The 12,400-nt window shown below is 68.3% G+C and carries 11 protein-coding genes; 5 read left to right on the top strand and 6 right to left on the bottom strand.

The window, feature by feature from the left end:
- The first annotated feature begins 19 nt into the window (after positions 1 to 19).
- Positions 20 to 793, top strand: a complete 774-nt coding sequence (locus AV929_RS02100; RefSeq protein WP_014039279.1) for a CbiX/SirB N-terminal domain-containing protein — start codon at positions 20 to 22, stop codon at positions 791 to 793.
- Between the two features lie 77 nt (positions 794 to 870).
- Complete coding sequence (locus AV929_RS02095; protein ID WP_064287282.1) at positions 871 to 1,338, top strand: DUF2062 domain-containing protein; 468 nt, start codon at positions 871 to 873, stop codon at positions 1,336 to 1,338.
- 16 nt (positions 1,339 to 1,354) lie between these two features.
- On the opposite strand, the gene AV929_RS02090 is transcribed toward AV929_RS02095, so the two are convergent.
- From AV929_RS02090 to cobN, 3 genes are read right to left on the bottom strand one after another with little or no spacing between them, the layout of a single operon-like run.
- On the bottom strand, positions 1,355 to 2,116 hold the full coding sequence (locus AV929_RS02090) for a cobalt-precorrin-7 (C(5))-methyltransferase (RefSeq protein WP_050007529.1): 762 nt from the start codon (positions 2,114 to 2,116) through the stop codon (positions 1,355 to 1,357).
- Positions 2,109 to 2,840 (bottom strand): precorrin-8X methylmutase, encoded by a 732-nt coding sequence (locus AV929_RS02085; protein WP_064287280.1) that lies wholly within the window; start codon positions 2,838 to 2,840, stop codon positions 2,109 to 2,111. Before AV929_RS02085 ends, AV929_RS02090 begins: the two co-directional genes overlap by 8 nt.
- Positions 2,830 to 6,726: a cobaltochelatase subunit CobN gene (cobN, locus tag AV929_RS02080; RefSeq protein WP_064287278.1), complete on the bottom strand. Its 3,897-nt coding sequence runs from the start codon at positions 6,724 to 6,726 to the stop codon at positions 2,830 to 2,832. Before cobN ends, AV929_RS02085 begins: the two co-directional genes overlap by 11 nt.
- Before the next feature lie 35 nt (positions 6,727 to 6,761).
- Between cobN and AV929_RS02075 the strand changes: the two genes are divergently transcribed.
- From AV929_RS02075 to AV929_RS02065, 3 genes are all read left to right on the top strand, one after another.
- Positions 6,762 to 8,924 (top strand): VWA domain-containing protein, encoded by a 2,163-nt coding sequence (locus tag AV929_RS02075; protein WP_064287276.1) that lies wholly within the window; start codon positions 6,762 to 6,764, stop codon positions 8,922 to 8,924.
- A 69-nt stretch (positions 8,925 to 8,993) separates the two neighbouring features.
- A complete protein-coding gene (locus tag AV929_RS02070) occupies positions 8,994 to 9,200 on the top strand; it encodes a CbtB domain-containing protein (protein WP_014039273.1) in 207 nt (68 codons plus the stop codon).
- Positions 9,200 to 9,913, top strand: a complete 714-nt coding sequence (locus AV929_RS02065) for a CbtA family protein (protein ID WP_064287274.1) — start codon at positions 9,200 to 9,202, stop codon at positions 9,911 to 9,913. Before AV929_RS02070 ends, AV929_RS02065 begins: the two co-directional genes overlap by 1 nt.
- A 12-nt stretch (positions 9,914 to 9,925) precedes the next feature.
- Here AV929_RS02065 and AV929_RS02060 read toward each other — a convergent pair whose 3' ends face one another.
- From AV929_RS02060 to AV929_RS02050, 3 genes are all read right to left on the bottom strand, one after another.
- Complete coding sequence (locus AV929_RS02060) at positions 9,926 to 10,612, bottom strand: Rnase Y domain-containing protein (RefSeq protein ID WP_064287272.1); 687 nt, start codon at positions 10,610 to 10,612, stop codon at positions 9,926 to 9,928.
- Positions 10,613 to 10,761: 149 nt separating this feature from the next.
- The gene (locus AV929_RS02055) at positions 10,762 to 12,033 is read right to left on the bottom strand and encodes a PQQ-binding-like beta-propeller repeat protein (RefSeq protein ID WP_064287270.1); all 1,272 of its coding nucleotides are present in this window, start codon (positions 12,031 to 12,033) and stop codon (positions 10,762 to 10,764) included.
- A complete protein-coding gene (locus AV929_RS02050; protein ID WP_014039269.1) occupies positions 12,026 to 12,397 on the bottom strand; it encodes a DUF3209 family protein in 372 nt (123 codons plus the stop codon). Before AV929_RS02050 ends, AV929_RS02055 begins: the two co-directional genes overlap by 8 nt.
- Positions 12,398 to 12,400: the final 3 nt, after the last annotated feature.

Genomic DNA, 12,400 nt, shown 5'->3' with positions numbered 1-12,400 from the left:
TTAGCGTTAGGAGCTACCAATGCCACACGACACACTCCTGCTCATCGGTCGGGACACGTCACGCGCTACGCCCTACGAGACACACGCTCGCCGTCTGCGCGAGCGCGGGGTAGCCACCGACGTGAGGGTGCTGACCTACGACCACGAACCCCGTCGGGAGTTACGCGACGAACTGGTAGCCATCGATGCGGACCGGGTGTTTGCGCTCCCGATGACCGTCGCTCACGACCACACGACAGTCACGGACGTTCCGGCGGCGCTCGAGGAGGTCGACGCCGAGACGCATTACTGCGAACCGGTTGGGCGAAGCCCACTGCTGACCGAAGCGCTCCGTGATCGTGCCGCCGCTGCGGTACCGGAAGCTGCCGATTCGTCCGTCGCACTCGTTGCCTTCGGCTCCAGCGGCAAGCCGTATCAGCGGCAGGTGACGGAGTACCACGCCGAGCGCCTGCGCGAGCGGTCGGCCTTCGGCGAGGTCGAACCGTGCTATCTGCTGCAAAACCCCGCCGTCGAATGTGTCAGGTACAACCTCACCCACGACCACGCCGTCGCCGTGCCGCTCTTTCTCGCGCCGACCGACGCAACTGAGACGCAGATTCCCGCCAAGCTCGACCTCGACAGAGGCGGGCTCGCCTACACTGACACGCTGGGCGACCATCCGCTCGTCACCGAGGCCGTCGCAACCGCCGTCGAGACGGCACGGACGATGGCCGACACGCGCACGCCACAGACGTTCGAGGCGACGCTGGCCGCCACAAACCGGCCGATGGCGACCGACGGCGAGGGCGATTAGGGCTGTCGCGGCGGCAGTGCCGAGCTCCCGTCGACGAGAGGAAGCGATTTGTACCCACGGTACATTCTGGCACGTAGATGGTTCGCCGACGAGTAGCGCAGACGCGGGAACAGGTCAAAGAGAAGCTGGTGACCGCGCTGATAGAGGACCACTCTCCGCGAGAGGTCGCGATGAGCTTCAGCGTCGGTGTGTTCCTCACCGCGCTACCGACGCTTGGCACTGGGTTCATCGCCTTTTTCGTCCTCGCGTACCTGTTCAGACAGCTCAGCAAGGTCGCGCTGTTTGCCTCGGTGCTGATACTCAATCCGCCAGTCAAGTGGGGCGTGTACGCGTCGAGCTTCTGGCTCGGCAACCGGATTCTGGGGCCGATACCCGGGCTGTCATTCGACGGTGTGTCGATGTCGATGGGCGGCGACGTGCTGGTCCGACTGTGGACGGGGAACATCATCCTGGCCATCGTGTTCGCTGCTATCGGGTACGTGCTGGCGTTCCGTCTGATAAACGAATACAGGCGGCGGCAGCAAGAGCCCGCCGCAGTTAGCTGACCGCAGTAAAACGGCCTCAGTCTCGCCGCACGACGAACACCGACAGGTCCGAGAACCGCGTGTCGTCCCTGCCGCCACCGCCAGCATCTTTGGCAAGATCGCCGAGCGTCGTCGCGGTCCGGTCCTCGTCGTCGTGGGTCAGTCGCTCGTAGACCAGCACCGGCAGCTCGGGGTTGCCGCCAGCGTCCAGCAGTTCGGCTGCGACGTCTTCGGGCATCAGGTCGAAGGGGCGCGGCAACACGAGCAGGTGTCGGTCGCCCACGTCGCTCCGGAGCCGGTCGAGGTCGGTGGAGAGGTCGCCGCTCTTGTGGAGCGTCACAAAGGTCGTGTCCTCCATTGGCGTCCGGGCGCGACTGGCAGCCAGTTGCAGCGAGGAGATGCCCGGCACGATACGAACCGGCCGGTCGACGGCACGCTGGACCTTCCCGACGAACTGGTAGCCCGAATGGTTCGGGTCACCCATCGCCACCGCAGTCCCACGCTCGCCGTCGGCCACGCGTTCGGCGAAAGTCTCCAGCGTGTCGAGTTCGTCCCGGTAGCCACAGGTCAGCAGGTCCGCGTCGGTCCGGTCGGCGACGAAGTCGACGACCGTCTCGAAGCCGACGACTACGTCAGCTTCGCGAATCGCCTGCTCACCGCGCGGCGTCAGGAAATCGAGGTTCCCCGGGCCGATGCCGACAGCGTGGACCGGCCGGTCGGCGTCGGGGTCCTCGGGCGCGCTCGCCGCGATGGCCGCTGGGTCCGGCCTGCTATCGAGGTCGTAGTCGTCGCTACTCATCGAGCGTGAGTTCCCCGTCTCGTACGTCTGAGGCTACGTGCACCAGTTCGTTCGTCAGCCCGGCGGCCAGTCCGCTCCCGCCGCGGCGGCCGACGTTCGTGATGGTCGGCACGCCGTGCTCGGCGGCGACCTCGCGGAGCCGCTCTCGGCTCTCGGCGGCCTTGACGAAGCCGACGGGCGTGGCGACGACGACCGCCGGGCGCGTGCCGTCCTCAATGCAGTCCGCCAGCGCGAGCGCGGCGGTCGGCGCGTTCCCGACGACGGCAATCGCCCCGTCGTAGACGCCCTGCTTGTCGAGTTCGAGGACCGACGCCGCCGTGCGAGTCATCCCGGTTTCGGCGGCCAGTTCCGCGCCGTTACCGATGGCCTTCTGGACCGGACAGTCGTGACCGCGACCGGTGATGCCGGCCTTGACCATCGTGATGTCGGTGACGATGGGCTGTTCATCGAGGACAGCGCGAGCCCCCGCACGGACCGGTTCGTCGTCGTCCGTCCCGGTGAACCGCATCAGGTGCTGGAACTCGGGGTCACCGGTCGCGTGGACTGACTTCTGGCGAATCCGGTCGGCCAGCGTCTCGTCCGGCACGAGTTCGCGCACGCGGTCCATCGACGTCTCCGCGATGTCCATCGCGTTCGAGGTGGTCGCGCCGAGGTCGGCGTACTCCTCGAAGTCGTCGTCGCTGTTCGTCTCGTCGTCTGTCACGTCGTCTGTGTTAGTCGTCATCTGAGGTCACCTCTGTCGAATCGTTGCTGGAGCCAGCCCCGGCACGGGCCTCCAAATCACCGTCCACCTCCAGGTTCAGATCCCGCAGGCGGTCCCGCGTCTCGTCGTCGGCGTCCCAGAGCCCGCGGTCGATAGCTTCGAGTAGGGTGTCGGTGATCGAATCCAGCGCCCAGGGGTTCACGTCCCGGAGCCACTCCTGTCGGTCCGCGTCGAAGGCGTAGCGCTCGGCCACGTCCTCCCACAGCGTGTCGCTGACCACGTCGGTCGTCGCGTCCCAGCCCAGCACCACGTCAACCGTCGTCGAGAGGTCCCCGGCTCCTTTGTAGCCGTGTTTCTCCATCGAGTCGAGCCACGAGGGGTTCAGAACGCGGGCGCGCATCGCCTTCCGGACCTTTTCCTCGTTGGTGTAGACGTCGACGTTGTCCGGATCCGAGGAGTCCCCGACGTAGGAGTTCGGCTCCTCGCCGGCGATTTCCGTGACTGCGGAGATGAAACCGCCGTGGAAGGCGTACCAGTCCGAGGAGTCGAACTCGTCCTGTTCGGCGGTGTCCTCGATTTTGACCGTCGCGTCGACCGAGGACAGGCGGCGCTCGAAGGCGTCGTGGGCGTCGCTGACCCGGCCCCGGGACCCCATCGCGTAGCCGCCCCACTGGACGTACACGTCGGCGAGGTCCGAGCGGTCGTCCCAGTTGCCCTCGTCGACGGCCTTGTTGGTCCCGGCACCGTAGCCGCCGGGGCGAGTGGTGAACACGCGGTGTTTCGCCGCGCTCTCGGCGTCGCCCTCGTCCATGCCGTCGGCCACGAGGTCTTCCGTTTCTTCCTCGACGTGTTTCTTCACGTAGTTCATCTCGTGGGGTTCGTCGAGGTCGACAACGGCGTCGACGGCGTCGTGGACGACCCCCGCTGCCGCCGGGAACGCATCGCGGAACAGCCCGGAGACCCGCGTCGTCACGTCGATGCGCGGGCGGCCGAGTTCCTCGAGCGGAATCGGCTCCACGTCCTCGACGCGGCCGGCGTCGGACCAGACCGGTTCGACGCCCATCAGCGCGAGCACCTGCGCAATTGTCTCGCCGCGGGTCCGAACCGTCGGCGTGCCCCAGACGACGACGCCGATTTCCTCGGGGTACTCGCCCTCGTCGGTTTCATGGCGCTCCAGTACACCGTCGGCGACCTCGCTGCCCACGTCCCACGCCGTCTTGGCCGGGACCTTCCGCGGGTCCAGTGTGTAGAAGTTTCTGGCTGTGGGGAGCAGGTCGACACCGCCACGGGTCGGCGCGCCGGAGCCGCCGGGCGGGACGTACTCGCCAGCCAGAGCATCGGCGGTGCGGGGAATCTCGTCGGCTGCGCCGGCCACCCGGGGGGCCGCCTCCTCGCAGATGTAGGCCAGCGCCTCGCGGAGGTCCTCGTGTGCGCCAGACCGCACGCGGGCATCCCCGAGCGGTTCGATGTCGACCACGAGAAGGTTCATATTCACCTCCGAGGTGTTGTCTTCGAGTTCGCTCTCGGGCACGTCGAAGTCGTGCTCGGCCAGCGTCCGGACGAGGTCTTTGCTGGTCTCGTGGACGTGGTCGGCGGCCTCGGCGTAGGTCATCCCCAGCGTCTCGTCGTACTCGCCGGGGGCGTTGCGGAGTTTGTCGTAGTCGACACCGAGCACGGCCGCGACGCTCTCGCGGAGCGACGGCGCACCGGGGTTCTCCAGCCGCGTAAGCGCGACCAGATAGTCGACGAGCCGGTCGTCCGCCGGCGGTTCGCCCATCGTGTGCAGGCCCTTCCGAATCTGGGTCGTCTTCACGTCGGTGAGGTACTCGTGGACGCGCTCGACGAGGGCGTCGATGTCGAGTTCTTCACCGTCAACGTCGCCCTCCGCGAGCGTCGACCCGGCTTCGTCAGGGCCACGTACGTCGGCCTTCTCGTCAATCTCACCAGCGATGCCCAGCTCCACAGCGAGGTCCAGTTCGTCGACGGTCTGGCGGAGCTGCTCGGCGAGGTGCTCGCCGTCGTCGGTCCGAGCGTCTTCCATGCCGGCCTCGCGGTAGCGGTCGGCCAGTTCTTCCAGGTCGGCCAAGTCGTCGTAGGTCCCGGCATTAGCCATCACCGGGGTCAGGTAGTCGACAATGGCGGCGTAGGAGCGCCGCTTCGCCTGGGTCCCCTCGCCGGGGTTGTTGACGATGTAGGGGTAGACGTTCGGGATGTCGTCAATGAGCTGGTCCGGTGCGCTCTCGCCGTCCAGCCCGACAGTCTTGCCCGGCAGCCACTCCAGACTGCCGTGGGTCCCGAGGTGAACGACAGCGTCCGTCTCGTAGCTGTTGCGGAGCCAGCGGTAGAAGGCGACGTAGTCGTGTGGCGGCTGGAGGTCGGAGTCGTGGTACACCTTCGAGGGGTCCATGCCGAAGCCCCGTGGCGGCTGGACTGTCACGAGCACGTTTCCGAACTCCACGCCGGGAATTGCGAACGGGCGCTCGGGCGGGTCGCCCCACTCCTCGACGACGTTCTCACGGAAGTCGTCGTCAAGCATCTCGAACCACTCGCCGTACTGGGTCGGCGAGACGGTGTCGACGCTCAGCTCGCGCACGTCTTCGGCCGCAACCCAGCGGTCGTCGAGGGTCAGTTGGGCGGTGAGGCGTTCGACGAGGGACTGGCCGCTGTCGGGCATCGTGTCGCCCAGGTCATAGCCCCGACTGTCCAGCTCTTCCAGCAGATTCACCGTGCTCTCGGGCGAATCCAGCCCGAAAGCGGTCCCGATGCCGTCGTCGCTGGGCGGGTAGTTGTGGAGGACGACGGCGACCTGCTTCTCGTCGTTCGGGGTGTGGCGCAGTTCGGCCCAGTTGACCGCCAGCCGCGCGACGTGGTCGATGCGGTCGTCGATGGGGAAGTGCTGTTTCGGCGCGCTACCGATGCCGGCGTCGTCGTCGGTCCGCTCCTTGCCCGAGATGGGGTGCGTGATGACGTTGCCGTCGAACTCCGGCAGCGCGACCGAGAGCGCGAGTTCGAAGCCCATCACGCCCGTGTCGCTGCTGTCGTACCGGGACCGGGACCGCATCGTCGTCACGGTCTGGATGACCGGGACGCCGAGTTTGTCGAGGAACACGTCCTCGGCGCTCTGGCCTTCGTCGTCGGCGCTGCGGCCGCGTTCGTCCATCGACAGCGAGAACATGAACGACGAGCAGACTGCATCGACCAGCGGGTTGCCGTCGGCATTGAGGAGCCACTCCTCAGTGACCTGTTCGGCGTTCCACTGGCCCTCGGCGTCGGTCGCCGGTTCACAGAATATCGGGAGCGCGTTCGCCCCGTGGGCCTCAATGGCCCGGACCTGCGCGTCGACGTAGCGGGTGTTCTCGTGGGTCCAGTGGGACTCGTAGAACCAGACGGCGACGGTCGGTTTCGCCGGGTCGAACGTCACCCGCAGGTCGTCGATGCTCGCGCCCGGATGGTCGGGATGGTAGACGCCCTCCGTCGGCAGCGTCACCGGGTCGTCGTAGGATGGGTCGGCGTGCCCGTACTGCGCCACCAGGTAGCGCACGCAGTTGGCGACGTTGCTCGCCCCGCCCTTCTCGAGGTAGTCGTAGACTGTCTCGCGGTGCTCGTCAGGAACCGACGTGTCCTCGAAGGCGAAGGCGTCGCCCGTCGCTTTCACCACGAGCGGGACGCCGGCCTCGCGCAACCGCTCGACGGCCATCTCGTAGCCGGGCATGCTGTCCTCGGCTCCGTGGAGCCACAGGATTACGGCGTCGGCGTCTGTCAGTTCGTCGACGAACGCCTCGACCGCTGGCTCGTCGTCGAGGTCGCTCTCCGAGCGCACGACGAGGTCGGCGTCGACCTCGTCCGCGGCCCGCTGGACGGCCCCGAGTTCGTTCTCCGTCGCGGTGTAGAGTCCTAGCTGTGGCATAACGTTATTAAATCTCCGTTTGCACTAATACAAGTATGGTTGTACTCGGCGACGGCAAAAAAGCTTCGCAGGAGGCCTCCTTCGCAGCCGTGGTGGGCCAGCGGGACCTCAAAGACGGGTTGCTGGCCGTCGCGACAGACGACGACCTCGACGGCCTGCTGGTCCGCGGCGAGAAGGGGACGGCGAAATCGACGGCCGTGCGCGCCCTCGCCGACCTGCTGCCCGAGCAGCGCGCGGTCGCGGACTGTCCCTACGGCTGTCCACCGGACAGGCCGGAGGCCCAGTGTGACGACTGCCGGACGCGGGCGGACCCACCCGTCGAGACGCGGTCGGTGCCACTCGTCACGCTCCCGCTGGGCGCGACCCGGGACCGCGTCGTCGGGACGCTGTCGGTGGCCGACGCGCTCGACGGCGACCACGAGTTCGACCCCGGCTTGCTGGCCCGCGCGAACCGCGGCATCCTCTACGTGGACGAGGTGAACCTGCTGGACGACCACCTCGTCGACGTGCTGCTCGACGCTGCTGCGAGCGGCCAGAACCGGGTCGAGCGCGACGGCGTCACCGTTTCCCACCCCGCCGAGTTCACCCTCGTCGGGACGATGAACTCCGAGGAGGGCGACCTCCGCCCGCAGTTGCGGGACCGATTCGCCCTGCAGACCGAGGTGTCGGCCTGCGAGAACCTCGATGACCGTGTCGCTATCATCGACCAAGCACTGGGAGAGGACGGCGACGAGGAGATGCAGAGCGAACCCGACCGCGACCCGGGCGAGCGCCTGCGGACCGCCCGCGAACTGCTGCCCGAGGTCGCCCTCGCCCGCGAGTTCCGCGAGCAGATCGCCGAACTCTGTCGGGACGCCGGCCTCGACGGTCACCGCGGCGACATCGCCACCGCGCGGGCGGCCCGGACGTTCGCCGCGCTCGACGGGCGGACGACGGTTCTTGAATCAGACATCGAGCGCGCCGCCGAGTTCGCGCTCCCCCACCGGCTCACCTCCCGGCCCTTCGAGGACGCGCCGGACGTGGACGACGTGCTCGACGACCATTTCGAGGACGGCGAGGACGAATCCGAGGAGCAGTCCGACGACGACGGAGAAAACGGTGACGAGGAAGGTGACGCGGAAGACGATGGAGAGGAAGCGGGGGCCGGCGACGAGTCAGTAAACGACGGAGCCGATTCCGAAGGCGGTGAGGACGGAAGCGAACAGCAAGAACAGCGGCCGGACGACAGCGGTGACGCCGGCGAGGGCGGCGACGACGAGTCAGGCGAGCGCGGCGAGCAGCCAACGCCCACCTCGGCCGACAGCGACGGCGAGCGGCAGGAAGCAGAGGCCGGCGACGGCGAAGGAGCGGCCGGAGACGACGGTGGGGAGGGAGAGTCCAACCAGTCCGACGACCCGGAAAACGCCACCCCGCTGCTGCCGGGCCAGTCCCGCGCCACAGTCGGCGACAGCGGCGCACCCGACGTGGATGCCCCGTCGGTCGACACCGACGGTGGGAGCGCAAGCGGCCGTGCGAGCGCGACAGGGACGAAACGCGGTGCAACGGTCCGAACCGAGCGCGCCGGCCGGGACGATGAGGTCGACGCCGCAGCGTCGGTCCGGGCGGCGGCCAGTCGCGGGAGCGGCCATGTCGAGTCACGTGACCTTCGGAAGTCCGTTCGTGCAGGCGACGCCGAGACGCTGGTCGTGTTCGCCGTCGACGCAAGCGCGTCGATGCGCCCGGCGATGAAAGCCGCGAAGGGGACTGTGCTGGAACTGTTGAAGGACGCCTACCAAGCCCGCGACCAGGTCGCCTTTGTCACCTTCGCCGGCGAGGGCGCGGACGTGGTCCTCCCGCCGACCGAGAGCGTCTCGCTGGCGGCCCGACACCTGAAGGACCTCCCGACCGGCGACCGGACGCCGCTGCCGGACGGGCTGGCGGCCGCTCGGGAAGTGCTCGACCGGGCGGACCCGGACGCCGGCGTTGTCGTCGTCGTGACCGACGGCCGGGCGAACACCGCCGACGGGAGTCCGGTCGCAGCGACCAGAAACGCGGCGCGGACGCTCGGCGAAGCAGCCGACCGCACCGTCGTCGTGGATGCGGGCGAAGGGAGTCGCGCCGGTCTGCTCGACCTCGTTGCTGACGAAACGGACGCGTCGGTCGTCCCGCTGGACGCGCTGACCGCCGAGCGCGTCGACGCCGTCGCCAGCAAGCGATAACCCCCGGCCGGAGCTGTCTCAGGCGGAAGTTTTACAATCTTACTTGTTCTTAAGACAAACGAGATTTCAATGCAGGACGACACTGACACCGCACGCGCTACGGACAGCGTGCATGACCGTATCGAACGCGCCAGAGCGTCGCTGACCGGCCCGCAGATCGCCATTGCCGTCGCGCTGGTGGCGGCGCTCGGCTTCACGCTGCTGTTCGTGCAGGACCCGATGCTGCACGACTCGCTGCACAACTTCCGACACAGCGCCGGGATCACCTGCCACTGATGGCGACTGACTACCTCGAACGCGGCGCAGTGGCCGGCGTGGCCGGCGGGCTGGTCTACGGCCTGTTCGTCGCGACAGTCGGGAACAGCTTCACTGCCGGACTGGAGACGTTCGAACACGGGCACGGCCACGGCGGCGGCCCCGTCGTCTCCGGGCTCACGACGGCCGTCGCGAGCATCGGCGGCGGCGTCCTCTGGGGTATCCTCTTCGGCGTCGCAGTGTTCGGGATGGCGTATTTCTTCCTCGAACCCGCGATTCCCGGCTCGGGCGCGACGAAGCGACTGGCGCTCGCCGGAGCCGGCTTCCTCACCGTCTCCGGCGCGCCGTGGCTCGTCCTGCCGCCGCAGCCGCCGGGCGTCGAGCAGGCGCTCGGAACGGAGACGCGCCTCGCCTGGTACGCCGGCCTGATGACGCTTGGCGCGCTGGTCGCGGTGCTCGCCGGACTCACGTATCGACGGGCCGAGGGACGCCACGCGGCAGTTCGACTCGGGGCGACGGCGCTGCCGCTCGCGCTGCTCGCGGTTCCAGTCGCGCTCGCACCCGCGAACCCGGTCCACGGCGACGTGCCCGCCGCGCTCGTCGCAGCCTACCGCTGGACGGTCGTGTTCGGCCAGTTGCTGCTGTGGGCCACAATCGCAGGGGTTCACGCCTGGCTCGGGGACAGTGATACCCCAGTCGCGGACGACCTGGACTATCCCGCGACCGCGGACTAACGACGACGCGGCTCAGATTTTTCCGGCAACCGTTCCGAGATTCAGCGCCAGGCCGACGATAGCGACGACGGCGGCGATAGCGAGGTTCGTCGTCGTCCCGCCGACGCCGAACGACGCCGTACCGGCCGAGACCAGCGCGCCGAACCCGATCCCGGCAACGACGAGCGCGACACCGGTCAGCCCGACGAGCATCGTGCCGGTCGGACCGAACCGACCGGTCGACCGACTCGCCTCGTACTGGTCGAGCGCGTCGTGCATCGTCTCCCCGACGGCCTCCTTGACTTCCGCCATCTGCCCCGAGAGGTAGGTGTTCAGTGTCTCCTCGTGCTCGTCGAGTTCCGCGGCGCGCTCGGATAACTGCGCGTTGTACTCGGTCAGTTCGGCCTCGCGCTCGTCGAGCGCAGTCTCCCGGTCGTCGAGAGCAGCCTCGCGTTCGTCGAGCCGATACTCCCGCTCGTCCAGTTCCGTCGCTCGCTGGTCGAGTTCCTCCTCGCGGGCGTCGACTTTCTCCTCGCGCCGGTCGAGTTCCGCGCTCCGCTGGTCGAGGCCCATCTCCCGCTCGTTGAGCCGGCGCTGCATCTGCGCGAACTCCCGCTCGCGCTCGGTTGGGTGGTCATCGACAGCAGTGCTGTCGTCGTCGGCCTCGGAGTCCGCGTCCGACGGTCCCTCCTCGTGATCCGCGTCTGTGTCATTGGCCATACTCGGCTCCCATACCGAGGCGCTACGACTAGCGAACGGTTAGTTTGACACCCCATAACACAGTAACCGGAGCCAAACCGGGAACAGGACATCTGAATCAGAAATCGTTCGCCCGGACCGTTACCGGCCCAAATCGCTACCTCGGCGCGTCAACGACGCGGTCGGCCGGTGTCGGTTCCCATCTCGACTCGGTGCAACCGGTACGCCCCGCGCTCGCGGCCCTCGTCGTGGTAGACGACCGGCTCCTCGACGGCGACAGCGGTCCCATCGGAGACTGCGGCCGCCGTCACGACGCCGTCGGTGTCCAATATGTCGATGGGGCCGTCTGCGACATCGAACAGCCGCAGTGCGTGGTCGTCGGCGTCGCGGTCCCGGAAGTTCTGCGCGCCGGGGACCGCGAGTAACGAACCGTCGGTGCCGAGCCCGCTAGCGAAGCCGCCGACGGGCGCGTCCCAGCGACGGTCGCCATCGGGCGAGACGCCAACGACAGTGTGCTCGGTCGGATGCCGTGCCTCTGTCTCGCGGCCCTCCTCGGGGTAGGTGTTGCCGGTCACAAACACCGCGCCCACCTCTGTCGCGTGAACGTGGTTCGGGTACGCGTAGACGATGTCGCCGTCCACGTCGGTCGGCGTCGCCAGCGGGACACGCCAGCGCTCCCGGCCGCCGCTGTCGAGCCGGTAGCCACAGTAGTCGCCGTGGCTGGAGACGACAGCGCCGTCGTCCAGCAGGGCAACGTCACCGACACGCCGCTGGCCGTCGGTGCCGGGGTCCCACATCCAGCGCGGGTCACCGTCGGCGGCATCGAGGACGACGAGGCCGTGCTGGTGGTCGCCGGGACAGCGGTTGTACGCGACTGCGACGCGGCCATCGTCGGCGTCGAGGGATATCGGCGAACCGTCGGTCCGGTACGTCCAGTCGACGGTGCCGTCGGGCGAAAAGGCGTGGACGACGCTCTCGAAGTGGCGGAGGTCGTTCCCGTCATCGTCAGTCCGTCGCTCGTACCGTCTTGCGGCGGCGTACAGCCGGTCACCGTCAGTGGCGAGGGACGCGACAAAGGGGAGCAGGAAGCGCGTCTCCTGCTGAGCCGCGCCGAGGTCCGTCCTGGTTTCGTACCGCCAGCGCAGCGTCCCGTCGGTGTCATGACACCGAATTTCGCCACGGGCGCTGCGTTCACCGACGACGACACCGCCGTCGAACGGTACCGCCGCGACGACGCTGGGCTCCCCGTCTGTTTCGTACTGCCAGCGCCGACGTGGAGGGCCGGAACCTGTCGACACGTCGAACGCCTGCAGGTCCCCGTCGGCGGTCCCGACGACCGCGAGCCCGTCGGTCAGCGTGACCGCCGAACGGCGGCCCTGATGGCGCGAGCGGGCCGGCACTACGTCTCCGAGGTCGGCGGTCGGAGTGCCCTGGCTACTCATCGACCGGGAACGCCTCGTGGAGGACGTCGTGGGCCTCACCCAGCCCGTCGAGGACGTCCTCGCCCTGCATGGTGATGCGCGACACCGCCCGCTCGGCGTCGCGGACCGCCACGAGTCGCCCCCGGAGGTAGTCGTACTCGGGGTCGTCTTCGGGGGTCGCGGCGATCTCCTCTTCGAGGTCCACGAGCGCGGCGTCGAGGTGGCGCTCGATGGCGGCCAGCGTCTCCGCGCCGGCGAGGGCCTCGATGGGGCCGGTCATGTGACCCTCCAGCTCCTGTTCGGCGTGCTGGCGGGCGTGGTCGTCTTCGGTACCGAGAACGTTCATGAGGCCCAGTCGGAGGGCCTCGATTTCGTAGCAGCTCATGGT

Source organism: Haloarcula sp. K1, assembly GCF_001647155.1.
GTDB lineage: Archaea > Halobacteriota > Halobacteria > Halobacteriales > Haloarculaceae > Haloarcula > Haloarcula hispanica.
The sequence above is the reverse complement of the archived record's forward strand: the minus strand, read 5'-3'. Positions and strand labels throughout refer to the sequence as shown.

Bases quoted from the DNA above. Each gene is read 5' to 3' on its own strand.
- AV929_RS02095 (WP_064287282.1), top strand. From the start codon at position 871: ATGGTTCGCCGACGAGTAGCGCAGACGCGGGAACAGGTCAAAGAGAAG.
- AV929_RS02060 (WP_064287272.1), bottom strand. From the start codon at position 10,612: ATGGCCAATGACACAGACGCGGATCACGAGGAGGGACCGTCGGACGCG.
- AV929_RS02085 (WP_064287280.1), bottom strand. From the start codon at position 2,840: ATGACGACTAACACAGACGACGTGACAGACGACGAGACGAACAGCGAC.
- AV929_RS02070 (WP_014039273.1), top strand. From the start codon at position 8,994: ATGCAGGACGACACTGACACCGCACGCGCTACGGACAGCGTGCATGAC.
- AV929_RS02050 (WP_014039269.1), bottom strand. From the start codon at position 12,397: ATGAGCTGCTACGAAATCGAGGCCCTCCGACTGGGCCTCATGAACGTT.
- AV929_RS02055 (WP_064287270.1), bottom strand. From the start codon at position 12,033: ATGAGTAGCCAGGGCACTCCGACCGCCGACCTCGGAGACGTAGTGCCG.
- AV929_RS02075 (WP_064287276.1), top strand. From the start codon at position 6,762: ATGGTTGTACTCGGCGACGGCAAAAAAGCTTCGCAGGAGGCCTCCTTC.
- AV929_RS02090 (WP_050007529.1), bottom strand. From the start codon at position 2,116: ATGAGTAGCGACGACTACGACCTCGATAGCAGGCCGGACCCAGCGGCC.
- AV929_RS02065 (WP_064287274.1), top strand. From the start codon at position 9,200: ATGGCGACTGACTACCTCGAACGCGGCGCAGTGGCCGGCGTGGCCGGC.
- AV929_RS02100 (WP_014039279.1), top strand. From the start codon at position 20: ATGCCACACGACACACTCCTGCTCATCGGTCGGGACACGTCACGCGCT.
- cobN (WP_064287278.1), bottom strand. From the start codon at position 6,726: ATGCCACAGCTAGGACTCTACACCGCGACGGAGAACGAACTCGGGGCC.